The sequence below is a fragment of the Citrobacter sp. CRE-46 genome (assembly GCF_059615875.1).
In genome coordinates, this window is record NZ_CM184341.1 from 2,227,919 (window position 1) to 2,248,047 (window position 20,129).

Consider the following 20,129-nt stretch of genomic DNA (forward strand, 5'->3'; position numbering starts at 1 on the left):
TCCCCTTATGCCTGAGTACGCAGCGCTTCAAGGCGGCGCAGGTCGAAGTCATTCAGTTCGTCGGTGTAATCAGCGGTGATCGGTGCTGGCCATTCGCCAGTGTCAAAGCCGGTAGCGATAGCGCGCATCGCCTTGCGGTACTCGAGCATGCCCAGTTCCAGCAGTTCGGCGGATGCCTCGATGATGGCGATCCAGTGATAGTTCTCGTCTTTGTTGACGAAAATCCAGAAGAACTGGTCCAGCGCTGCGGTCTCGCAATACATGGCCGCGCTCAGGTGGTAGTCACGGTCGATGATTTCGCGGTGCAGTTTGGCACGCAGGCCTTCCTGCTTAATGTTCCACATGCTGATGGTTTTCAGGTCGGCGCCGATGCGCACCCCGTCCAGGTCGATTTCCAGATCCGGGCGTACACGGACTTCGAGTCCGGTTTCGTCGTCAAAGCCAAAGTAGCTCACTTCAACGGCGCGGCTCGGGTGTGTCAGCAGCTTGCCCGCGGTCGGGTGCTCGAGCAGGGCTTTCTGAATGCTCAGTGCAGTGCTCAGTTGCTGGCGGGTGACAAGCACTTTCCCTTGCGGATTCTCGCGCCACGCCTCCAGCAGTTCGTCGGCGAAGACGGCGTTCGGATTAACAGACTTTACGGCCTGAATCAGGTCTGCTTTGGTACCGGAAACTTTCAGTGGTGTCAGTTTCTGTGCTTCCTGTGCCACAAGATCAGGATTGATGATTGCTAACTGCTCGAGTAACGCATCACGGCTACCGCTGGTTTTCACCTGAGCAGGCAGAGTGGCGTTGTATTCCTTGATGCAGGCTTTCATCGCCGCTGCGGTTTGTTTCTGGCCGTCTTCAATACGCTGGTACTCTTCTGGCAGCGACATATAGCTCTGGCCGGTTTCCTCGGCTGAACCACCCAGCGGCACCTGTGCAGGCAAAGTGGCGTTGTATTCCTCTAGCAAAGCTTTGATGTCGTCTGCGCTCAGTTGCGCTGGCAGGCTGGCGTTGTACTCATCAATAAACGCGCGGATCGTTGCCGTGGTGGTAAATGCGCCTTCTGGAATAACCGGTTCAACGCTGAATTCTTCATCAAGCAACTCGGGCTGCAAAGCCAGTGCATGCACCAGGTTACCCATGTCCAGAACTGGAGAACGTTCTTTGATAATCGTTTTCTCTACGTGGCGCGCATTGAAGTACATCAGCGACACTCGCGCATCTTTCACCTGGGTAGAACTGATACCGTTGGCTGCGTGATAAACCTCGTTCGGCAGACCTTCGTAACGTCCCGGCTCGAAGTAAGCGGGGTACGCAACAGCTGGTTCGTCAGATTGTGCTTCTGGCTCGGTTTGTGTCAAAACTGGGTCAGTCTGGTTTACATCGGCTTGCTGGCTGGTATCTGACTTTTCACCAGTTTCCAGACTGCTTTCGCCTGACTGCACTTCAGTACCAGCCTGTTTTTCATCACTGACAGTTTCTTGAACCTGCACATTGCTGGTGGTCTCCGTTGCCTTTTTCGTGCCATGAGTTGCTGAGTTCTGAAGCAAAGCCGTAACGTCGAATATTCCGTTGCCGACATTTTTAACCAGCTCTTGTTCGACTTTCTGCGGTTGAGCTGCCGCTTCCTCTGCGCGGCGACGTGCTCCTTCTTCACGCACGCGTTGCAGGTTCTCTTCGTGAGTGCAAAAAGATTTGCGCGGAGACTCCTTGCTTTCAGGTTGGGAAATTTCCTGTGCTGCGGGTTCAGCCTCATGTAATGGCAATAACTCGACCGCGGAATTGAACTCGGCTGTCATGGTCTGGTTAACAAATTCCAGGTGAGCGACAGGAGTGAGATGAATATTTTCCGGCGCGATACGTACCAGGTTAAAAATAGCCGTGCGGTTAACGCCAAGAACGCCGGGCTGATTGCGCAGAATGCTGCTCCATGATTTCCACGGTTCTTCTTTTTTTGTCACGATTTCTTTAGCGCGACGAAGAATGCTGCCCGGGATCTCAAAGTGGTTGAAGTCCATAGGCAGAAGGGCACAGGCTATCTCTAAATCGAGAGTGTCAAGGGTGTGGTGTGCATCAGGTCCACGGTCAGTGACGTAACCGCCGTCGGCATTGGTGCCGGAATCAGTACGTTGCACGCTGCTGATGCGATTACCAGCGGCCCATTCGCGAACGAGGATACCGCGGTCGATGTAATCCGTATTGAACCACACCGTCAGGAACTGGATAACTGTTGCCAGCTCCGTTTTTTTACCGTCGACAGGGAAGACTTTCTTAACGGCATTTACGACTTTATGAATATCGTGTTCAATGGCTTTTTTGAATGCTTCCACATTCTCAGCTGCCAGTAGCAGGTTCTGGATGTACGCGTCATCGGTGTCCATCTCAAGGCGGATAATCTCGTTTTTCTGCCCAGCGTCGACGTGATAGAGATATTCACCATCACCGATGAACTGAGCCAGTACGCGCTGGCGGAATGGTAGGGTGGCAACAACGGTCAGGTTCGGTTGCTGTGTCTGCTGGGGATACTCTTCGTTACCGACTTCACCATCAACGACGCCACCTTCTGCCCGGCCGTTCTCGTCGGTCTGGATGCCGTCCTCAACTGTGAGGTCTTGACCCGTTGTAACGTCAGCACCGCTGCTGGTTTCAGTTTTGAGCAACTGCAACTTACCACTGCGCCAGTCTTCTACCAGTTGATTGCGGTCACCGGCATCCGTGTTCACCCAGTCAGACATGAATGCAGCTATCAATCTTGGTTCGTGCTCTTCGTCTGGTATGAAAATGTCCTTAACCGCCTGAATCATTTTCCACTCAGCATTGAGGCTGAGTTTGGCAGTCTCGGGTACATCGTTCTTTGCCACAAGCATGCTCTGGAGATATGTATTGCCTTCATCCAATGACATTTCGCTGGCAGCCAGCTGCTGCTTTTTAGTGATATGAGTCTGGTATTTATCAATCATCAGATGGACGGCAAAGCGGACTGCTGGAGTACGGTTTTCAACCGGGACAATTTCGGACGCAGTCGCGTCTTCAACGGTTACGGTTGAAGTAGGAGCGGTGGGTACGTCAACGGCGCCACTAGACTCGCCAGTGGCTTTTGGCAGCCATGTGCGCCCATCGTCCTGAAGTTCGTAGCGATCACACCAGGTGAAATCAACTTCACCTTCCGCTGGCAGGTCATCAACAACAGGAAAATTAGTGGCTACAGCTTTGAAATAATTTTTCAGCTTCGCGCCAGTTTTAATCAACAAGTAATCCAGCGTTGCATTTACAGCCTCAAAATCATCGCTGCACCAGAGCACCGCATCTTTATTACCGGATTGTTTTTTTGCTCTGCGGACTAAAAATACAGGATTAGTTCCACTCATTACTTTATCCTCGATTCGTGTAGAATGGAGGTGCCTTAACAGCACCCCGATATATCAGGTTGTTATGTCCGGTACGCTTTGGTCGGTTGGACCGGACTGGGCACGCCCGCTTCGGTGGGCGTTTTCTTAATGAACGGTGATAAATGCCTGTTCCATGAACGTGCGTTTGTGCTGGCGGTAGTTGCCGTAGCCTGTCTTCTCACCATCACGAATCTTGACTGCAAGCAGTGAAATGGCTTCAACAGCGCAAACAGGACAGTCGAACTTGCCGAGCACATAACCACCATCGAGAATTACTGTTGTTTCACCTGCTGGGGCTGAATGAATAACGCCTGAAACTTTCTTCTCGCAATTGAATACAGCGATTTCTTTATTCACTGCTTTCAGATTCATATTGATTTCTACGATTTCCATAATTTCTCCAGTTATTAAATTCAGGGTGTAAGAATCCACGCCAAACTAATGGCGAATTTTTTATTTCATATTTCGGGACTGCTATTTAGCCTTCGTGCGCCATCTGGTCGTAAGAAGAGCAGCGCTTGGAACAATACTCTTTCTCTTTGCGAGCCAGCTGTGAGCCGTTGCGATAGAGAAGGGTGCTTTTGATTACTTCTTCCGTTTTAACCGGCTTGCCGCAATAACCGCATTTGGTCTGCATTATCATTTCCTCAGAACTTAACGTCTGCCTGAGCAGGTAATTCGTCGCTGCTGATGATCCTTTCAACTGGGTAGCAACTTCCTGAAACCTGTTGTTCAACGGCAGCCTGTTCACACAGTTTCTGGTCGCCATAAACACCCAGTACCACATCCTGAAAATCACCGTTGGTCATGCCAATGGTCAGCACTAACGCGAAAAGAGTGTTCATCAGTGCGTACCTGCCGGAACCAGATTCGGTTCAATGGTGCGGGAAGCGTATGGACGGCGGATATGACGCAGGTTTCCCTGTGGTTCGTGCCAGTACATGCTTTCGCGGTAATCAAAAGAGACCAGCCATGCTGCGCCGGTACGGCTATTTCGCATTGGGATGGCGCGACCGTTGCTTGGTACTCTGTTACTGGTTTTCATGACAAGGCCTCTTTAAATTCTGCAAAACTGAGTGCTTCCTCGCCATCGGCGAGCCCTTCAAAATACTCCTCGTACGCTTTTTCCATCTCACCCTCGATACCTTGTTGCTAAAAATTAGTGAACTTCGCTGGTGGTGCCGCGGCGCTGATCTTCACGGTTGAGCGTTTTAACTCTGCAATTCACCACCGCGAAGCTCACTCTGTGCTTTGCCCTTGTCGCCAGGCTGGCGGAACGTTTCAAACCTACTGCGCGTTAATCTCACCACCTCATTCCGGTCTTCGTATGCCCCGGACGGCTACTTCGTGGGCGTCCTGCCTGGGTGGTCGTGTTGATGATTAGAGTAAAACACCACTTTACTTTTTAGTCAAGTGATGCGGATTAGCAAAGTAAAGCAATGCTGTACTTGTTCGAAATTTATGCAGATTATTGCTGGGGAAGTGGGCTTAAAATGTATATGATTAAAAAAACATCAATGAGGGTGAGTTATGGATCGTGACGAACTGGAAGAAGACCGCGCAGCATTCATTGCGGGTGAGATTGGCGGTGCAGTTGTCAGTCTGATAGCTAATGGGATAGTGATCAGCCGCGATGCGATTGTGGATAGCCTGGAGGCTAAGCGAAGGGCAGTGGGAAATGCGGGATGCGGCTAAGATGGTGAGAAGAGGGCAGTAAGAACCCGGCGCGAAGGCCGGATTAATGCTGCTGTTTTGGTAATGGAGTAACCTGCAATTGATTTTGCAAAGGTGGCGGTTGATTGCTTGGCACTTGAATAATCAGAGGCTGGGTCATCGGTGGAGTTGCAGGGTCTTTAAAAGCAGAAATGATACTTGGCATCGCAACCACTACTGCAATAATCATACCAAATATAGTAAGCTTTGTGGATATGCCCGACTGCATCCCGCTAATGGCAGTATTTATACCTGTAATTTGGCCCTGGATACCTTCAAATCTTCCATTAATTGCTTTGATGTCTCCGTCGACGCTATCCATTTTACCTTCAATTTTTGAAGATAGAGAACTCAACATCGAATTTAAGGATGCAAATTGTACATTCGTGTTTTCCCGAGAAAGTGCCATTTCTGCCCTAATCGAAGAAGCAATAGACTCCATTTCCGCTTTATTGGCGGCCAGAAGTGCTTGTATTTCTTCACGTGATACTTGGGTCATGTCTACTTTAACTTCCTCAGTGTGAAACAGCGAGGCCCCACTTTCTTGGGACTTTAAATAGGCATCATCTACTGCCTGAAGGTGCGATATTATTTTTTTAGACGTCGCCATTTTAGCTAATTGTATCAGATTTAAGCAATTCGGCGTAACGCTGACGAACAAAATGATAATTGAACATCAATTGATAGCCACAGTTTAGGCACAACATCTGTGCTAAGCCAATTCCACCAAGTCTGGCATCAGTAATTTTACCATCCCTATCAAGAGTTAGAGCAACCAAACCTGTAATAGAGTTTTTATCAGGATTATTAGAGGGTTCACCAGTCTCAATTTCTTTCATACGCGATTCTGCGTAATAATGCCAAACATCCTTTTGGCAGCATGGACACTGTCTATTTACGCCAATTAATTGAATGTAATGCTCGAACTGCTCATTTGTGAACATAGTTAATCCTAATTCTTATCACGCAATACGGCGGCCAAAATTTCAATCCCCCTGCGACCGAATCCGACCCTTCATGTACTTCTCATACAATTCGTCCAACTCCTTCAAGCGAAGCGCGAATATACGGAGCATGTTCTGCTGTTCTTCTTCTGGCAGTTGGCGGTAGAGCTCCAGCAGGCGCTGTTCGTCCGGCTTAAGACCATCCTTCTCTCCAACATCCTCACCAAGTAGCCAGGGGACTGATACCCCAGCAGCATCAGCAACCGCTAATGCAGAACTTTTGCTGATTCTTCCTGTTTTGAACCAACTGGAAACAGCTTGCTTACTGACGCCAGCAACCCTGGCCATCTCTGTTTTAGAGAAACCTTTCCGGTTCAGTTCTGTAAGCCTGGAGATCAGCCCAGTAGTCATTGTGTTTTCGCTCATTTCACTAGTGTAAATGATTGCTTTACCCGTCGGTAGGCATTCATTGATTGACTCATTGGTAAAATGATGCTTTACTTTTTCCATCTAAGGAGGTCCTATGACTGGTATTGAGAAAGCTATTCAAAAGTTCGGCACAGGTGCGGCACTCGGAAGAGCGCTTGGATTTTCAAAAATGACAATTTCCAACTGGAAAAAAACTGGCATTCCGCCCGATCACATTCGCTCTGTTTTTGAGCTTACGGGAGTCACCCCGCATGAGCTGCGGCCTGACTTATATCCCAATCCAACCGATGCCTTACCAGTGCAAGAAACGAGGGCATAACCATGCAATCACTGTCACTTCATCAAAATAGCGGATATCAATCGGCGGCGATGATAAATCGCAATCAACCTGTCTCGATAGATAAACATGACCAGATCCGCGATGCCGTTCGTGCGTGGGCGGGTGTAGATGGTCAGGATGTCGTTTCTGCTCTGATCGTCGAAGAATACAGGGCGCAGGGTGGTGACGAGATTACTTTCCCTGACGACCTCAGCCGACAGCGTCAGAAGCTTTTCCGCTTTCTCGATAACCATTTCAACAGCGAACGTTACCGCGAGAATGTTCGCCAGCTGACTCCGGCAATTCTTGCTGTTCTGCCGCTCGAGTTCCGCAGCCGCCTACTACCAGAAGACAACATTATGGCCCGTCTGGCTCGACTGGAGAAAGAAACCAGCGAAGCGAAGATTGCTGTCGCGATGAATGCGCCACGTCATCAGAAGCTGAAAGAGTTGAGCGAGGGGATCGTGGAAATGTACCGCGTTGACCCTGGGTTAACCGGCCCGCTGATGGAAATGGTGCAGATGATGCTGGGGGCTATATGACCGGTTCAAAAATGGTGAAAGCCGCGGTGCGCGAACACCAACGGCTTTCAGGTGCAATTCGTTGCGTACTCATTGCGAGGAAATTATGTCAGAAAAATCAGCCTTCAGAAAGATAGATGGGCCGCCACTTTAGCGATTAAGAGGTTTTTATGCGTGATTACGCAACCGTTGCGCCTCAGTTCTGGCTTGGAAAAACAGGCCGAGAACTGAGGAAAAAAGGCGCGGAGGCGCAGGTGGTCTCGTTCTATCTGATGACCTCGCCACACGCAAACATGCTCGGGTTGTATTACCTGCCAATTCTGTACATAGCCCATGAAACGGGTCTGGGCTTGGAAGGGGCTTCGAAGGGGCTAAAAAGCTCCATTGAAGCGGGATTTTGTAGCTATGACGAGGACACTGAGATGGTTTGGGTGCATGAAATGGCCGCTTATCAGGTTGGTCGATCGCTGAAGCCAGGGGATAACCGCTGTGCTGGTGTCAGGAATGAGTATATCTCATTACCTGAAAACCCTTTTTTATCATCATTTTATGAACGTTATAAAACAGATTTTCACCTCAATTTAAAACGTGAATCGCGCCAAATTTCTGAAGGGGCTTCGAAGGGGCTACGAAGCCAAGATCAGGAACAGGATCAGGAACAAGATCAGAATAAAGATATTTTGGGGCATGGCGCCGCCACACCCCGGGGGAAAAATACTTACACGGATGATTTTGAACTGGCGTGGCAGGAATACCCCAAACGCGCCGGTGGTAACAGCAAGGCTGATGCGTTCAAAGCCTGGAATGCACGTATTAAATCCGGGGCAACAGTGCAGGAGCTTACCGATGGTGTTCGGCGATACGCGGATTACGTAACTGCTGCTGGGAAACTTAACACCGAGTATGTGAAACAGGCCTCCACGTTTTTTGGCCCCTCAAAGCACTACGAAGAGTCGTGGTCTTTCGCGGCACCTGATGGAAAACGGGATCCGAACAAAATTTCTCAGCCAGATAAAGCGATTCCGACCGGATTCAGGGGGTAGCGATGAAAAACATAGTTGGTACCGGAAGTGCGCTCGATCGCCTGAAAAAACTCATTCCACCAGGCGTTCAGCCGAAGTTCACAAGTGCTGCAGAGTTGCTGGCGTGGCAGCGGGAAGAGGGCCTGAAGCGGTGTGAAGAACTGGACAGGCTGAATCGGAAAGTCCGGACAGAGAAAATCTTCGGTCGCTCGGGAATTCAAAGCCTGCACCGCAGTTGCACCTTCGCGAATTACCAAGTATCCGGGGAAGGGCAGCGCAAAGCCTTCACGATGGCAAAGAGCTACGCACAAAATTTCGGCGCTGGGTTCGCGAGCTTCGTGTTCAGCGGTAGTCCTGGTACCGGGAAAAACCATCTGGCGGCTGCGATCGGAAATCATCTGCTGTCTGGAGGGCATAGCGTGCTGGTAGTCACTATCCCTGACCTGATGCTACGCGTTCGCGAGTGCTACGACGGTGGTCAGTCAGAGGCCGCATTGCTGGATGACCTCTGCAAAGTTGATCTGCTGGTACTGGATGAAGTCGGTATTCAGCGCGGTAGCAACGGCGAGAAAGTCATTCTGAATCAGGTTATCGACCGTCGCCTGTCGTCGATGCGTCCGGTGGGGATCCTGACGAACCTGAACCACGAAGAACTTCTCGGAGCGTTGGGCGCGCGGGTTATCGACCGTCTACAGATGGATGGCGGGATGTGGGTGAACTTTGACTGGGGCAGCTATCGCAAGAACGTTAGACATCTCCGGATCGTCAAATAAATTCGAGGGCAAAACACTATGGCAAGCAAATCACTGTGGGCAATAGTTGATTTTCTTCGGGCTAACCAGACCGTAACGCCGCGTCAGGTTCAGAACCTGCTGGGATGCGACTGCAAGAAGGCACACAACCTGCTGCTTCACCTGACACGCAAAGCGGTAGTTATCCGTACTGGCGAACCGCATCGCCCTGTCTACATGTTTCAGCCCGGCGGGGAGTTGAACATTAAGCAGATCAAATCGAAAGTGAGAAGAAACATGGTTACTTCAGTTTGCCGCACGAGTCCGGCGATGAAGCGGGTTCTGGCGTTTTACGGGAGAGCATCAGCATGAAACCAACATACGAACAACTTGAACAGCAGTTGCTCAAACAGGCGGTACAGCTCACTAACGCCGAGAGCAAGTGCAGGGAGCTGGCGGCGGGTCACTGGCCTCGCTTGCAGGAGCAAGATATCAACGCCTTAATGCGTTTCAATGAAACATGTGAAGACGGCGAAGGATATGACATTGGCGCTGAAGCGATGGCGCGTCTTGTTGAAATAGGTCTGGCAGGCAAAGGTCCTCATGGAATCCGCAATATCACTCCATTCGGTCAGTGGGTAATTAACGCTCTGGAAGGCGAGGTGGATTTGGAGCCGTTGAAAACCGAAGAAGACAACATCGCAGAATCAGCTTTGCGAATGGCTCAACTTAGAACTGGAGCAGCCCAATGACAACACTCAACAAACAGGCGCTGCGTGGTCAGAGCGTCGAAGGTTCTTATTATCTGGTCGAATGCTGCAATTGCGGTGAGATGTATCCCAGCAACCTTTTGGATGGTGGTGAGGCAATTGCTGACTCTGGAGATTATGGTGATTGCTACTGCCACCTGTGCGGAGCCGATGACACGGAGCGCGCAGATTGGGGGGATGTAAATTCGAATGAAGCAAAGGCGTGGAACTTTCAGCAGAAGCGAATTGAAGCGCTGCTGGATGATCTGGATGCCGCAGAGAGCCAAAACGGATATATCCGCGAGCAGCGTGACGAATGGGAGCGCAAGGCAATCAGTAATTTTGAAGAGTGCGTGGAAATGGCGGCGCGAATTGAAGAACTTGAAGCCCAGAGGAAACTTGCTTTCACCGCCAGTAACCGTTGGTCGGATAAATTCAGGGAAGCAGAGAAGCGCATTGCAGAAATGGAAGCGCGAGCCGTTAGTGTTCCAGAGGCACGAATCACCGTTGCTGAGTCCCGGCGTAAAAACCTTACCTGGCGAGAACTGGGCGTGTACAACGAGGGTGCAGATGTGGCGAAAGAGGCAATTATCGAAGCAATCCGCGCCGCTGGCATTGGCGTGAAGGGGGAGTGAGATGGCTACTTTGACGAAACAGGAAAAAGCCTGGGTAAAGAAACTCAATAAGCTGTTGGCTGAATGTCCGAGCGACCGAATTGCATTTGCCACTACTGGCGATTGTGATGTGAGCCTGTTTGATGTGACGCTTTATGACGATATTTTCAACGAAGTAGAGTCAAACGGGGGAGAGTTTATTCCTTGCGCTGGGAGAGTAGGTGCACTTTTTGATGAAGTGCTGGCTTTCCCGAATCAAGTAGAAAGCACGGCAGGCTGAGGACTAACCCATGACAACTAACAACCACCCGGCGCACGGTCCTGTATCACTCGATCGCTTGCACCAGATACGCGAAATACTCAGCAAAGCAGCAGCACAAAGCGACGGCGGTAATCTCGGCTACGCAATGGCTGATGCAGTGAAGGTGATTGATGGGGTTCTGGAGTCGATAGCCCGTGAGCAGGTACGCTGTGAACATGCAGCATGGTCAGATGAAACATTCGGCGATGTCGGTCCAGTTGGTCCGCTGAAGCACCTTTCCAAAGAAGCTATCGAGGCTGCTGCGGAACCAGACGAGATGAGCGAATGGGCTGACATGCAATTCCTTTTATGGGATGCGCAACGTCGTGCCGGTATCAGTGATAAGCAGATTACCCTGGCGATGGTAGAAAAGCTGGCGGTGAACAAGCAGCGCGACTGGCCAGAGCCGAAAGACGGTGAACCGCGACTGCATATCAAAGCGCAGTCAGAATCGGTGCTTCCTGGAATTGAATGCGATATCTGCGGACATGTATCTACTGACCCAGAGGGACGGCACTACTACTGCGAGGATAACAGTAATGATTGATAAATACCGTTTGGAGAATATGCGACGCGAAAGCGGCGAAAAGGGAGAACTCGGGACATGCTGTTTGAAGGTGACATGCATAATGCCCTAGTCGATGCGAAACATCAGGCTATGTATGTCTCAGCCATCTGGAAGCTGCTAATCATCACCCCAGATAACAGCGAGGCATAACATGACTGAGCAACCTGATGATCTCCTCACTCCGGGCGAGGTATGCCAGAAGCTGGGAATTACGCAAAAAACATTATGTAAATGGAATACAGAACACCGACACCGGTCTACATTGGCCCCGTGTAAAGTTCAGCGCTAAGGTTGTTCGCTATGAGCGCCGTAGCATAGAAGCTTTTATCCAGAAATGCCGGAGCCAATATTGATCTAATGTGGGGCTATTGTTTTTTAACAAATGCCCCTCATTTAACTTTTTTGTGTGTTAAGTCCAATTCTGACCCCACACATAAAATCACCAATACCTGCGCCAACACTGTTCCCATCAGCAACATAATCACCTTTGAAAGCTAATTTCCCATCCATATAGAAGAATCTTATCTCCCCATATCCACTATCACAGTCGGCATCTTTAATACTAACTTTGTAGTACTCTACTTTTTTATTTTTTGTTTGATACATGAACAAGGCAGATGAATCACCTTTTACATTTCTAAATGTGCCTTTTTTTGCTGAAAAAATGCCATCATCAGCTGTAGTAACCTCAACCCAGTTACTTGTCGTTTCAGCAAAAGCAACACTTGCGACAAAAAGAGCAGAAAAGCCCAGTAATGCGATTTTCTTAGCCATAAACAATATTCCATTTATTTAGGATTTTTCTTGATTCTATCTGTGTTTTAAATAACGTTCAACTACACACCGCATGCCTTCTTAAATGGGCATGGAGAGCCATTCAACCCCGTAGCCTTAGCAACGCAACTTGCGCGAGAATGTTCCGCTTTTAAGTCGCAGCGAGACAAGACTCATGAGTAACATAAAATTAACCCGCTACGTCGGTTTTTCACTCTCTATTGTATATGCTATTTTTTATGCAATAAGAGCGATTCGTAGGACTCTTCTGGGGAAGGTATGGATTCAACAATCGACGAAGAAAAACGCATAGAATTTGAAAAATTCATCATTGAAAGGTTTGGTGATGCAGTTAATCTCCGCAGAGCGAAAAATGGCGGTAATGGATATATATCATGGGAGGCGGCTGTAGCATGGATTGTCTGGAGGGAGCGCTCATCCCATCATGAAGCAACGCCTACCTCTGACGGGAACTGAATTAGTATGGTGCTGCCCGGAGCATCCTGTCATTCACTATGTACTCCCGCTTAGCCACGTCATTTTAGATTTGATTTTGGTCCACCATGAGCGAGAAGCGGACCTGGAGAGGCGTTAGTACCGCGAACATGGTCACAGCAAAGCCAGAGCTATTTGGTTCCTCCGAACAGAATATTTTAGTTAGGGCTCGAAACGAGACTGTCGTGAAAACCTTATGTCTCTTCTATCCTGCATCTTCTTCGACATTGTATTTTCGTTGCTCAATATCCCATGGAAGCGCAGGTTGTTTGCGAACTAGTTTTCTTTTGCCGTTTGAGAAAAAATAAGTTCTGAGTTCTAAAAAATGGCGGCGTTTTTTCGTTTGAGGCTCATAGGTGATAAGAAAAAAAATCAAAGGCCTGCTTGCTTCACTCCATATTCTACTTGCTTTTTCAATAACAATATTGATGTTTTCATGCTGACAATATGAGATGAATGTGGAGAAATAGCACTTGTCGTTTTTTTCAAGCAGTTTGTCTAACTCGTTAACGCTATCTCTGTCTGCCTGATTATACTCCCACTCAACATAGGTTAAAATTTGATTGTCTGGATATTGTAGGACCGCATCGGTACGCCCGCCCTGTTCAAAAAATGTTCTTGCGCCCATTAACTTTGCACACTCGCGCATGACCAGGCCAACATGAATGGTCCAGTTGGAACGGTTGATATATTCACCTTTGAACACAGGGAAATCTTGATACCACACACAATTAAACAGACAGATAAAATCGCGCTCTACTCGCTTCAACGCCTCCCCCCATTTTTTCAATAGATGATTTTTAAACTGATAAGCAATATCTCATATCGGCTATTTGTTACTAGACTTTAGGATTTTAATATCTGTGTTCCGATTCATGTGCTTCAGGTTGTTAATTCGGATTGGTTTCACCTCTTATCACTTATCCATAGCTGATTTATCTACCATGAAGTGAACAAAGCCCACTCACAGCACTAACCACTCCTTTGCTGATTGAAAAAGATGAATGCAAGTTGGATAACGCTTTGCCTCATGGTCATACAGGTGCTCATTGATGATGCGATACAGAGGGCGAATCTCTCGGGATTGTGCCGGCAGAAAGAAATTGCCGCTTAATATAACACTGCTAATTCAACCCACTACGTCGGGTTTTCTTTTTTTACTACTGACAGAAAATTAACAATTTGTGCTCTTAAAACGTTGATCATTTCCGTGCATAGGTATACTGTATAAAAACACAGTGCATGCAATGGAGGCCATTATGAAAGTTGAATTAACCATTGATCGCATGAAAGAACTTCCTAAAGGCGCAGTACCAGCACTGGAGAAAGAACTGCTTAAGCGCCTGAATGATCACTATGACAATTGCAGGCTCACAATCCGCCGTGCCGGGTCCGATGGGTTAAGTGTTTTTGGTGGTGACAAGGACGATAAAAAGAAAATTGAATCAATCCTCCAGGATACCTGGGAAAGCGCTGACGACTGGTTTTATTAGAATTGCGCTTAAGGCTGGCGTGCATTTTTCAGAATACCGCAATTTGCGTAACCCTCTGATGCTGCTGCCGACAATCTTTAATCGCGTCTGTTAGTCGCTCGAAGGGAGAACATAAATGTGAGTGATTCAGCTTTGCAAACGTCAGAAGACAACTGGTATGACATTGTAAGAAGGTCTGACGGCTGCGTGGTGTTTAGCTTTCCTTCATCGGGCAGGCATCTAATTTATCGCGTCAATGGCATGGTTTCTATGCGGCCTTTGCTGGATGATGAAGAGGTCTTTACTCCTAATGGTTTTATGCAGTTTATTCACCGTCTCGGCTACCGGGTAACCCCACCTTCTGATAATATGAAATCAACGGTCTGAACAACCGTAACCTACTGCGCCACGGAGAGAAACCATGGCGCATGAACTACAACTCATCAAGCAGTCCTCAGGAATCCTGATCCCCGCGACGCCGGAGACCAGCGATATTCTGCAATCAAAAATCAAACTCGGCGCCGTGCTGGTGGCAGAGTTCCGGCAGGTACGCAACCCTGCCTTTCACCGTCGCTTCTTCGCATTACTCAATCTCGGTTTCGAATACTGGGAACCAACCGGCGGGGCTATCTCTTCCAACGAGCGCAAGCTGGTAACCGGCTACGCTAAGTTCCTTGCCTCATTTGCGGGAAGCGAAGCCGCACTCCTGGATGCTGCCGAGCAATATCTCGACCGTATCGCAGATAAGCGTGCTGGAAGTATCAGCATCTGCAAATCCTATGACGCATACCGTGCATGGGTGATCATCGAGTCTGGCCACTACGACGCTATCCAGTTGCCTGACGGCACCCTTCGCAAACATCCCCGCAGTATTGCCTTTGCCAACATGGATGAAACCGAGTTCCAGCAACTGTACAAAGCCGCGCTCGATGTTCTGTGGCGCTGGGTATTGTCCCGGGCATTCAAGACTCAGCGTGAAGCGGAAAACGCCGCAGCGCAGCTCATGAGTTTTGCGGGCTGATGGCGATGAAATATTCCTGGTTCCACCATCACGAATGCACAACCGAGCAGGCAGACGAGCTGGAAGCCCGCTATCGCGCAAAGCAGATTAAGACCGAGCGTAGTCTGGATAATGACTTCATTCACTGGACGATTAGTGCGTTCTTGCCAGAAACATCTAAGCCTCCGCGTCAGGACAGAACCTGGCAACAACGGATCTGGAGGTGAATGTGAAAGTCTACGATATCACCCCCATGGGCAAGCCCAGAATGACGCGCGCTGACAAATGGAAAAAGCGCCCCGAGGTTCTGCGTTACCGGGCTTTCTGTGATGAAGTTCGTCTGCAGTGTGTTGATCTGCCGGAAAGCGGTTCGCATGTCACCTTCATTCTTCCGATGCCAGCGAGCTGGAGCAAAAAGAAACGAGCTGAGTTAAACGGTAAACCACATCAGGCTAAACCTGATTTCGACAATATGGTGAAAGCCCTGATGGATGCCATTTACGAAGATGATGCTCACATCTGGGATGTACGGGTATCAAAATTATGGGGAGAAACCGGGAGAATAATTATTGAGGAGCTAAAAGCATGACGCCACGCCAACGCAGACTAAAGCAGTCAGCATTTGAAAAAGCAGCAGCTGCGCCGCGTAAAAGCTGGCTGGGTAAATGTATTCTCCTGACGGGGATTCAGTCCGGATGGATTAAATCCCTGCTCACTATATGGGGCGAAGGTGTAGGAGGAAATACTGCACCCCGTATGCCGCGGGGCCATGCATGCTGGAATGTGATCAAAGGAAGGAACTGGTCAGATAAGGCACTGGAGCGCTTTACCGCAGCGTTAAATCAGGCGAGAGCAGAGGGATTCCGTGGGCAGCAGGCGATGAACAGGGCACATAGCATTCTCTGGCCGCAGTCACCTGCCAGTGTAATTGATGAAGCTTTGCATAATGATGATGTCGATTTTGTTGAACAATGCGTACTGCTGGCGCTGGATATAAACGATCCGGTTTATGTCGTTGGTCTTCAGTATTACACCACCCGAAAAAAAATCTCAGACATAACCCGGGAACTGCAGGCGATTGCGCCATGGTTAACCGACGGGGAGGCGAGAAAACGCGTGCGATGGTGTCTGGAAATATTCAGAGCAAAAACATTTCTTGCGGTTCGTAACCAGATGAGAGCCGGGTTAGAGGATGGTTGGTCATACCAAAAGAGGAACTGACCGGGAGGCTGATGAGTCTGTAATTCGAAACAAAACCCCGGTCAGTAGCCGGGGAAACTGGCTATTGGTGACGATTCTGTTTAAACCGCTCATAAATCTCAATACAAACAATAGCAACGGAGTAGAAGGGCCACAGAATGGAGGTTATCACCGTATCAGCCAGGTCAAATTCTAGGCCGTGTACTCTATCCCCACGAACTAACAAAGCAAACATTACGATGAAGCCCGCGATATATATGGCCAAGTAGTGATAAAGGCTCATGATAATTCCATTTATTAGGTTTGGCCCTGAGTCTACGTGCAATAACCACACAATTAAAATTGGTATTGCAGATCGATTTTCATTTATCGATCGTTCAAAACGATCGTTTTGTATCGAACAGCTCATTTGTTGAGTGATATTTGTACAAAATCTCGGTGGGAATTAGCTATAAGTGCTTTATGACGTAAATACGTTTGAAAACGGGCCAACAAAGTGAATAATGAATTCATGCTTGGCAGAGCTGCGCCACGATGGCAGCGACGATAAGCGAACAATTTGAACATAACGAGAACCCCGCCGACGCGGGGTTTTTGCTTTCCGGCGATACGACAGGGGTATTCGCGAGGTGCATAGCACCAGTACCCCTGTCATATCGCCGAGTTGAAATCGTTAACTAAAAAACAAGTTCTCACAATGCTCCAATGCTTTTTCGTTTCTAGCTCAGAGGAAAAATGAGAGGGGGGTAACTGCTAAACATAGACATCAATATTTTTAGTATTATTCCCTGCAACGTTCGAACTTGATTTGTCACTTACCGTAGGTAATGCTCCCGATGCCATTTGGTTTTTTTCTGCTTCTTGTTTTTGTAATTGAGCAATTTTTGCGTATATAGACTCGATTTGCCTTTGAATCATCTCCATCTGCTGTTTAAGCAGTTTTGCCTCATCTTCGGAGGTTACTTCATTTATTTTTGAACCCATGGCGCTGAGTTCTTTTGTCAACTCACCAATTTGTTTTTTCAGGTTTTGAATTTGTTGTGAAACAGAGTTGCCAGTACTTGAAGGTGCTTGTTTTACTGTGCTTTGCAGTATGTCCTGACCCAAAGTGCTAACTGTCATGCTCATGGTGGTTTCTCCGGCCTTACATTTATTAACCATTATCGTCATCTTTCGAAATTACTTTATTAGCAAAGGTTAAGTTGTGGCTTCCTGCACCACAGCATTATTTGTGCCGCTCTATACTATCTGCTGAGTATCGCGGAGGAGCTTATGAAAGAAGGGTATTACTGGATTCAGCATGTCGGTGTTGTACAGGTAGCGTACTACACGAATGACACTGTTGATGATCTGGAATCGGGTCAAACAATCACAGGTGTCTGGCATCTGACCAGAGGCGATGACATTTGCCATAACGGTGAAGCAGAGGTGTTAGAAGGTCCTCTTACTCCACCAATGTAAACAATCTATTTTACTTAGGGGCTGCCGCATGGCGGCCTTTTTCATTTCAGGCTCACGGGAATCATCCGCTACGTGCTTTGTTGATAAATCCAGCCCGTGAAGCCTGACCCTTTAATCACACACAGCGCCATCCGAAAAATCGGAGGTGAGGCTATGACCAGAATGAGCACCATTTACAGCAGACTTTCATATGGAACAGGCACCACGCTGACCGGCTGCGGTGTATCAGCGAAGGCATATGCCGAAACAGCTAAAACAGCAAAAGAGGTGTCCTGGATGTTGGCCGACAGAATTGCAGGGTTAAGCCTGAGCGACTGGGCAATTATTGTCGGTATCGCATGCACTGTTATCACCTGTGCAGTGAACTGGTATTTTCGCTGGAAAGAACGGGAGGATCGGCGCAATGGCTATGCCACCAAAGCTGAGGAATAAACTGAGCGCAGCGGTCGTTGGTTTGATTCTTGCCGGGGCTTCCGCCCCCGTGATTCTCGATCAGTTTCTGGATGAGAAAGAGGGTAACAGCCTGACAGCATATCGCGACGGCGGCGGAATCTGGACTATTTGTCGTGGCGCCACGATGGTTGATGGTAAGCCAGTAGTTCAGGGCATGACGCTGTCTGCTGAGAAATGCGCCCAGGTAAACGCTATAGAACGAGACAAGGCGCTGGCGTGGGTTGAGCGAAATATCAAGGTACCTTTGACCGAACCACAGAAAGCCGGGATCGCATCTTTCTGCCCTTATAACATCGGCCCCGGAAAATGTTTCCCGTCCACGTTCTATAAGCGAATAAATGCTGGCGACCGTAAAGGTGCCTGTGAAGCAATTCGCTGGTGGATTAGAGACGGCGGCCGCGATTGTCGCCTGACCAAAGGCCAGAAAAATGGCTGCTATGGTCAGGTAGAACGGCGCGACCAGGAAAGCGCATTGACGTGCTGGGGGATAGACCAGTGAGCCTTCGCTATCGATTTATTGCCATTTTGCTACTGGTGGCCGTTGCATTCATTGCTGGGAATGTGTGGAGCAGCCGTAGTTGGGAAAAAAAGTGGGCGGAACGTGATAGCGCGGAATCATCGCAGATAGCGAACGCACAGACCGCAGCCCGCATGATTGAACAAGGGCGAGTTATTGCCCGTGATGAGGCTGTAAAAGATGCACAAGCACAAGCCGCTAAATCTGCTGCCACTGCTGCTGGCCTGTCTGCCACTGTTAGTCAGTTGCGCACCGAAGCAACAAAGCTTGCCGCCCGCCTGGACGCCGCAAAGCACACCTCAGATCTTGCCGCTGCCGTCAGAAGCAATACAGCCGGAACCAACGCCGCAGTGCTCGCCGACATGCTCGGACGCCTTGCAGAAGAAGCTCGATATTATGCTGAGCGATCTGACGAAAGCTACCGGGCTGGAATGACATGTGAGCGCATTTATGAGTCGGTGAGGACATCAAATTACAATTGAGTATATAAAGGATATACTCTCCATGTTGTCTCTACGTCAATGATTTGTAACATGGCCGGTTTGAATAGATTACCTGCCATGTTACTTATTTATTGTTATTCAATGGCATCTAAAATTTCATATGCTTTATTAACAAAATCTCTTATTTCATTTAGACATAACTCTACGAAAGGAATGACCTCATAATCTGTACCGTGGAATCTTATTTTTTTCTCTTCGGTAATGTTAATATTGATGGGGATTCCGTTCCCTGATTTTTCAACTTTACCATTTTCGATGGTGAAGTCTTCAATTCTCTGTCCATTGGTGAAATTATCTCTGAAAATTATTTTTGATGTAGCATCTGCCTTAACTAATCCAAACCCATTGATATTAATATCTATTCCTCGAACAATACTATCTTCACTCAATGGGATTGGTTGCCTATGTTTTACTTCGTTCGTGAGACTACACATCATTCCAAGCCAGTTATTACCAGTTTGATAGTCTTGGATTGAAACAAAAACTGCATATAATGGGGATGATTCAGGTTGCTGGCAGTTTAATTTTTTAATAAAGAAAGCATCTAAAAATTTTTTCTCGCCGTATGGGAAGTAAATGTTTGGCCGAGGGGTTGATTTGTTAGTGGTATGTTTTTCATAACTATCATTTGCAACGTATTCTAATGCGCTTCTTAAATTCTCAAGTATTGATTTAACCTTTACTGGTTTTATTTGTTGCGTATCTTTTAATATTTCAACGGTTTCTTCAACTTCTTGCAATAAATCTAACGTTCCTTCTCTGGACATTCTTAGTCTCCGTTAAGGTTTTGGGGCAAGTTTTTATAACTATTAGATTATCAATTTAATATTATGCCATATGCTTGCATGTAGTTGAACAGCCAACAAGAAAACAACAAAGCATCTCATTTACGGGTCCTTTCCGGCGATCCGGACTGTTACGGGGCGGCGACCGTGCAGACTCTCGCTATTTATGAATATTCTCAGCGAG

At 48.2% G+C, this 20,129-nt stretch carries 32 protein-coding genes and 2 pseudogenes; 22 read left to right on the top strand and 12 right to left on the bottom strand.

Annotated elements, in window-relative coordinates; genetic code table 11:
- Positions 1–5: 5 nt before the first annotated feature.
- From AC534G_RS10600 to AC534G_RS10620, 5 genes and pseudogenes are all read right to left on the bottom strand, one after another.
- Complete coding sequence (locus tag AC534G_RS10600; RefSeq protein WP_369708985.1) at positions 6–3,353, bottom strand: RecE family exodeoxyribonuclease; 3,348 nt, start codon at positions 3,351–3,353, stop codon at positions 6–8.
- Between the two features lie 126 nt (positions 3,354–3,479).
- A pseudogene (locus AC534G_RS10605) lies at positions 3,480–3,831 on the bottom strand (DNA breaking-rejoining protein).
- 21 nt (positions 3,832–3,852) lie between these two features.
- Complete coding sequence (locus AC534G_RS10610) at positions 3,853–4,014, bottom strand: YdaE family protein (protein ID WP_369708995.1); 162 nt, start codon at positions 4,012–4,014, stop codon at positions 3,853–3,855.
- Positions 4,015–4,021: 7 nt separating this feature from the next.
- Entirely contained in the window at positions 4,022–4,219 is a 198-nt protein-coding gene (locus AC534G_RS10615; RefSeq protein ID WP_369708986.1) for a DUF1482 family protein, read from the bottom strand.
- Positions 4,219–4,419, bottom strand: coding sequence for a hypothetical protein (locus tag AC534G_RS10620; RefSeq protein ID WP_110497792.1), 201 nt, complete (start codon positions 4,417–4,419; stop codon positions 4,219–4,221). The genes AC534G_RS10615 and AC534G_RS10620 overlap by 1 nt, the downstream gene beginning before the upstream one ends.
- A gap of 485 nt (positions 4,420–4,904) precedes the next feature.
- Between AC534G_RS10620 and AC534G_RS10625 the strand changes: the two are divergent.
- Positions 4,905–5,091, top strand: a pseudogene (locus AC534G_RS10625) (hypothetical protein).
- 21 nt (positions 5,092–5,112) lie between these two features.
- Here the strand turns inward: AC534G_RS10625 and AC534G_RS10630 are convergent.
- From AC534G_RS10630 to AC534G_RS10640, 3 genes are all read right to left on the bottom strand, one after another.
- Complete coding sequence (locus tag AC534G_RS10630) at positions 5,113–5,697, bottom strand: hypothetical protein (protein WP_369708988.1); 585 nt, start codon at positions 5,695–5,697, stop codon at positions 5,113–5,115.
- Between the two features lies 1 nt (position 5,698).
- Positions 5,699–5,926, bottom strand: a complete 228-nt coding sequence (locus tag AC534G_RS10635) for a hypothetical protein (RefSeq protein ID WP_110497794.1) — start codon at positions 5,924–5,926, stop codon at positions 5,699–5,701.
- 147 nt (positions 5,927–6,073) lie between these two features.
- On the bottom strand, positions 6,074–6,541 hold the full coding sequence (locus tag AC534G_RS10640; protein WP_110497796.1) for a helix-turn-helix domain-containing protein: 468 nt from the start codon (positions 6,539–6,541) through the stop codon (positions 6,074–6,076).
- Between the two features lie 13 nt (positions 6,542–6,554).
- On the opposite strand from AC534G_RS10640, the gene AC534G_RS10645 reads away from it, so the two are divergent.
- From AC534G_RS10645 to AC534G_RS10690, 10 genes are all read left to right on the top strand, one after another.
- Positions 6,555–6,779: a transcriptional regulator gene (locus tag AC534G_RS10645; protein ID WP_016066201.1), complete on the top strand. Its 225-nt coding sequence runs from the start codon at positions 6,555–6,557 to the stop codon at positions 6,777–6,779.
- 2 nt (positions 6,780–6,781) lie between these two features.
- Positions 6,782–7,321: a toxin YdaT domain-containing protein gene (locus AC534G_RS10650; protein ID WP_369708989.1), complete on the top strand. Its 540-nt coding sequence runs from the start codon at positions 6,782–6,784 to the stop codon at positions 7,319–7,321.
- A 149-nt stretch (positions 7,322–7,470) separates the two neighbouring features.
- Entirely contained in the window at positions 7,471–8,343 is an 873-nt protein-coding gene (locus AC534G_RS10655; RefSeq protein WP_110497800.1) for an LvrA C-terminal domain-related protein, read from the top strand.
- 2 nt (positions 8,344–8,345) lie between these two features.
- On the top strand, positions 8,346–9,095 hold the full coding sequence (locus AC534G_RS10660; protein ID WP_369708991.1) for an ATP-binding protein: 750 nt from the start codon (positions 8,346–8,348) through the stop codon (positions 9,093–9,095).
- Between the two features lie 18 nt (positions 9,096–9,113).
- Positions 9,114–9,425 carry a hypothetical protein gene (locus AC534G_RS10665; RefSeq protein WP_227408799.1) on the top strand — a complete coding sequence of 104 codons (312 nt, stop codon included), beginning with the start codon at positions 9,114–9,116 and terminating at the stop codon, positions 9,423–9,425.
- Positions 9,422–9,805 (top strand): hypothetical protein, encoded by a 384-nt coding sequence (locus tag AC534G_RS10670; RefSeq protein ID WP_227408800.1) that lies wholly within the window; start codon positions 9,422–9,424, stop codon positions 9,803–9,805. Before AC534G_RS10665 ends, AC534G_RS10670 begins: the two co-directional genes overlap by 4 nt.
- The gene (locus AC534G_RS10675) at positions 9,802–10,437 is read left to right on the top strand and encodes a hypothetical protein (protein WP_227408818.1); all 636 of its coding nucleotides are present in this window, start codon (positions 9,802–9,804) and stop codon (positions 10,435–10,437) included. The genes AC534G_RS10670 and AC534G_RS10675 overlap by 4 nt, the downstream gene beginning before the upstream one ends.
- 1 nt (position 10,438) lies before the next feature.
- On the top strand, positions 10,439–10,696 hold the full coding sequence (locus AC534G_RS10680) for a hypothetical protein (protein ID WP_369708993.1): 258 nt from the start codon (positions 10,439–10,441) through the stop codon (positions 10,694–10,696).
- A gap of 10 nt (positions 10,697–10,706) precedes the next feature.
- Positions 10,707–11,264, top strand: a complete 558-nt coding sequence (locus AC534G_RS10685) for a DUF550 domain-containing protein (RefSeq protein ID WP_233638722.1) — start codon at positions 10,707–10,709, stop codon at positions 11,262–11,264.
- Positions 11,265–11,321: 57 nt separating this feature from the next.
- Complete coding sequence (locus AC534G_RS10690) at positions 11,322–11,435, top strand: hypothetical protein (protein ID WP_128612439.1); 114 nt, start codon at positions 11,322–11,324, stop codon at positions 11,433–11,435.
- A gap of 243 nt (positions 11,436–11,678) precedes the next feature.
- Here the strand turns inward: AC534G_RS10690 and AC534G_RS10695 are convergent, their stop codons facing one another.
- Positions 11,679–12,059: a hypothetical protein gene (locus AC534G_RS10695; protein WP_053271636.1), complete on the bottom strand. Its 381-nt coding sequence runs from the start codon at positions 12,057–12,059 to the stop codon at positions 11,679–11,681.
- Positions 12,060–12,338: 279 nt separating this feature from the next.
- Here AC534G_RS10695 and AC534G_RS10700 point away from each other — a divergent pair, with 279 nt between their 5' ends.
- Positions 12,339–12,536 (top strand): hypothetical protein, encoded by a 198-nt coding sequence (locus tag AC534G_RS10700; RefSeq protein WP_053271635.1) that lies wholly within the window; start codon positions 12,339–12,341, stop codon positions 12,534–12,536.
- A 223-nt stretch (positions 12,537–12,759) separates the two neighbouring features.
- Here AC534G_RS10700 and AC534G_RS10705 read toward each other — a convergent pair whose 3' ends face one another.
- Positions 12,760–13,323, bottom strand: a complete 564-nt coding sequence (locus AC534G_RS10705; RefSeq protein WP_170973743.1) for a hypothetical protein — start codon at positions 13,321–13,323, stop codon at positions 12,760–12,762.
- A 490-nt stretch (positions 13,324–13,813) separates the two neighbouring features.
- Between AC534G_RS10705 and AC534G_RS10710 the strand changes: the two genes are divergently transcribed.
- The 6 genes from AC534G_RS10710 to AC534G_RS10735 all read left to right on the top strand — a co-directional run bounded on the left by AC534G_RS10710 (position 13,814) and on the right by AC534G_RS10735 (position 16,247).
- Positions 13,814–14,047, top strand: a complete 234-nt coding sequence (locus AC534G_RS10710; RefSeq protein ID WP_016236996.1) for a DinI family protein — start codon at positions 13,814–13,816, stop codon at positions 14,045–14,047.
- Positions 14,048–14,164: 117 nt separating this feature from the next.
- The gene (locus tag AC534G_RS10715; protein WP_001568777.1) at positions 14,165–14,413 is read left to right on the top strand and encodes a hypothetical protein; all 249 of its coding nucleotides are present in this window, start codon (positions 14,165–14,167) and stop codon (positions 14,411–14,413) included.
- A gap of 34 nt (positions 14,414–14,447) precedes the next feature.
- On the top strand, positions 14,448–15,047 hold the full coding sequence (locus AC534G_RS10720) for a DUF1367 family protein (RefSeq protein ID WP_110497812.1): 600 nt from the start codon (positions 14,448–14,450) through the stop codon (positions 15,045–15,047).
- Positions 15,047–15,253 carry a hypothetical protein gene (locus AC534G_RS10725; RefSeq protein WP_003841940.1) on the top strand — a complete coding sequence of 69 codons (207 nt, stop codon included), beginning with the start codon at positions 15,047–15,049 and terminating at the stop codon, positions 15,251–15,253. The genes AC534G_RS10720 and AC534G_RS10725 overlap by 1 nt, the downstream gene beginning before the upstream one ends.
- 2 nt (positions 15,254–15,255) lie before the next feature.
- Positions 15,256–15,615, top strand: a complete 360-nt coding sequence (locus tag AC534G_RS10730; RefSeq protein ID WP_227408802.1) for a RusA family crossover junction endodeoxyribonuclease — start codon at positions 15,256–15,258, stop codon at positions 15,613–15,615.
- Entirely contained in the window at positions 15,612–16,247 is a 636-nt protein-coding gene (locus AC534G_RS10735) for a hypothetical protein (RefSeq protein WP_227408803.1), read from the top strand. Before AC534G_RS10730 ends, AC534G_RS10735 begins: the two co-directional genes overlap by 4 nt.
- Positions 16,248–16,979: 732 nt before the next feature.
- Here the strand turns inward: AC534G_RS10735 and AC534G_RS10740 are convergent.
- A complete protein-coding gene (locus tag AC534G_RS10740; protein WP_050592505.1) occupies positions 16,980–17,354 on the bottom strand; it encodes a FlxA-like family protein in 375 nt (124 codons plus the stop codon).
- A 144-nt stretch (positions 17,355–17,498) separates the two neighbouring features.
- On the opposite strand from AC534G_RS10740, the gene AC534G_RS10745 reads away from it, so the two are divergent.
- From AC534G_RS10745 to AC534G_RS10760, 4 genes are all read left to right on the top strand, one after another.
- Positions 17,499–17,687, top strand: a complete 189-nt coding sequence (locus AC534G_RS10745; protein WP_227408804.1) for a hypothetical protein — start codon at positions 17,499–17,501, stop codon at positions 17,685–17,687.
- 153 nt (positions 17,688–17,840) lie between these two features.
- Positions 17,841–18,119 carry a phage holin gene (locus AC534G_RS10750; RefSeq protein WP_001568784.1) on the top strand — a complete coding sequence of 93 codons (279 nt, stop codon included), beginning with the start codon at positions 17,841–17,843 and terminating at the stop codon, positions 18,117–18,119.
- Positions 18,091–18,639 carry a lysozyme gene (locus tag AC534G_RS10755; RefSeq protein ID WP_227408805.1) on the top strand — a complete coding sequence of 183 codons (549 nt, stop codon included), beginning with the start codon at positions 18,091–18,093 and terminating at the stop codon, positions 18,637–18,639. Before AC534G_RS10750 ends, AC534G_RS10755 begins: the two co-directional genes overlap by 29 nt.
- Positions 18,636–19,139 (top strand): DUF2514 domain-containing protein, encoded by a 504-nt coding sequence (locus AC534G_RS10760; protein WP_079223894.1) that lies wholly within the window; start codon positions 18,636–18,638, stop codon positions 19,137–19,139. The genes AC534G_RS10755 and AC534G_RS10760 overlap by 4 nt, the downstream gene beginning before the upstream one ends.
- A 95-nt stretch (positions 19,140–19,234) precedes the next feature.
- Here AC534G_RS10760 and AC534G_RS10765 read toward each other — a convergent pair whose 3' ends face one another.
- Positions 19,235–19,927, bottom strand: a complete 693-nt coding sequence (locus tag AC534G_RS10765) for a hypothetical protein (protein ID WP_227408806.1) — start codon at positions 19,925–19,927, stop codon at positions 19,235–19,237.
- Positions 19,928–20,129: the final 202 nt, after the last annotated feature.

Bases quoted from the DNA above. Each gene is read 5' to 3' on its own strand.
- AC534G_RS10680 (WP_369708993.1), top strand. From the start codon at position 10,439: ATGGCTACTTTGACGAAACAGGAAAAAGCCTGGGTAAAGAAACTCAAT.
- AC534G_RS10685 (WP_233638722.1), top strand. From the start codon at position 10,707: ATGACAACTAACAACCACCCGGCGCACGGTCCTGTATCACTCGATCGC.
- AC534G_RS10600 (WP_369708985.1), bottom strand. From the start codon at position 3,353: ATGAGTGGAACTAATCCTGTATTTTTAGTCCGCAGAGCAAAAAAACAA.
- AC534G_RS10700 (WP_053271635.1), top strand. From the start codon at position 12,339: ATGGATTCAACAATCGACGAAGAAAAACGCATAGAATTTGAAAAATTC.
- AC534G_RS10615 (WP_369708986.1), bottom strand. From the start codon at position 4,219: ATGAACACTCTTTTCGCGTTAGTGCTGACCATTGGCATGACCAACGGT.
- AC534G_RS10635 (WP_110497794.1), bottom strand. From the start codon at position 5,926: ATGAAAGAAATTGAGACTGGTGAACCCTCTAATAATCCTGATAAAAAC.
- AC534G_RS10655 (WP_110497800.1), top strand. From the start codon at position 7,471: ATGCGTGATTACGCAACCGTTGCGCCTCAGTTCTGGCTTGGAAAAACA.
- AC534G_RS10745 (WP_227408804.1), top strand. From the start codon at position 17,499: ATGAAAGAAGGGTATTACTGGATTCAGCATGTCGGTGTTGTACAGGTA.
- AC534G_RS10650 (WP_369708989.1), top strand. From the start codon at position 6,782: ATGCAATCACTGTCACTTCATCAAAATAGCGGATATCAATCGGCGGCG.
- AC534G_RS10675 (WP_227408818.1), top strand. From the start codon at position 9,802: ATGACAACACTCAACAAACAGGCGCTGCGTGGTCAGAGCGTCGAAGGT.
- AC534G_RS10690 (WP_128612439.1), top strand. From the start codon at position 11,322: ATGCTGTTTGAAGGTGACATGCATAATGCCCTAGTCGATGCGAAACAT.
- AC534G_RS10765 (WP_227408806.1), bottom strand. From the start codon at position 19,927: ATGTCCAGAGAAGGAACGTTAGATTTATTGCAAGAAGTTGAAGAAACC.
- AC534G_RS10720 (WP_110497812.1), top strand. From the start codon at position 14,448: ATGGCGCATGAACTACAACTCATCAAGCAGTCCTCAGGAATCCTGATC.
- AC534G_RS10630 (WP_369708988.1), bottom strand. From the start codon at position 5,697: ATGGCGACGTCTAAAAAAATAATATCGCACCTTCAGGCAGTAGATGAT.
- AC534G_RS10660 (WP_369708991.1), top strand. From the start codon at position 8,346: ATGAAAAACATAGTTGGTACCGGAAGTGCGCTCGATCGCCTGAAAAAA.
- AC534G_RS10665 (WP_227408799.1), top strand. From the start codon at position 9,114: ATGGCAAGCAAATCACTGTGGGCAATAGTTGATTTTCTTCGGGCTAAC.
- AC534G_RS10670 (WP_227408800.1), top strand. From the start codon at position 9,422: ATGAAACCAACATACGAACAACTTGAACAGCAGTTGCTCAAACAGGCG.
- AC534G_RS10620 (WP_110497792.1), bottom strand. From the start codon at position 4,419: ATGAAAACCAGTAACAGAGTACCAAGCAACGGTCGCGCCATCCCAATG.
- AC534G_RS10740 (WP_050592505.1), bottom strand. From the start codon at position 17,354: ATGAGCATGACAGTTAGCACTTTGGGTCAGGACATACTGCAAAGCACA.
- AC534G_RS10735 (WP_227408803.1), top strand. From the start codon at position 15,612: ATGACGCCACGCCAACGCAGACTAAAGCAGTCAGCATTTGAAAAAGCA.
- AC534G_RS10695 (WP_053271636.1), bottom strand. From the start codon at position 12,059: ATGGCTAAGAAAATCGCATTACTGGGCTTTTCTGCTCTTTTTGTCGCA.
- AC534G_RS10725 (WP_003841940.1), top strand. From the start codon at position 15,047: ATGGCGATGAAATATTCCTGGTTCCACCATCACGAATGCACAACCGAG.
- AC534G_RS10645 (WP_016066201.1), top strand. From the start codon at position 6,555: ATGACTGGTATTGAGAAAGCTATTCAAAAGTTCGGCACAGGTGCGGCA.
- AC534G_RS10710 (WP_016236996.1), top strand. From the start codon at position 13,814: ATGAAAGTTGAATTAACCATTGATCGCATGAAAGAACTTCCTAAAGGC.
- AC534G_RS10755 (WP_227408805.1), top strand. From the start codon at position 18,091: ATGGCTATGCCACCAAAGCTGAGGAATAAACTGAGCGCAGCGGTCGTT.
- AC534G_RS10750 (WP_001568784.1), top strand. From the start codon at position 17,841: ATGACCAGAATGAGCACCATTTACAGCAGACTTTCATATGGAACAGGC.
- AC534G_RS10640 (WP_110497796.1), bottom strand. From the start codon at position 6,541: ATGGAAAAAGTAAAGCATCATTTTACCAATGAGTCAATCAATGAATGC.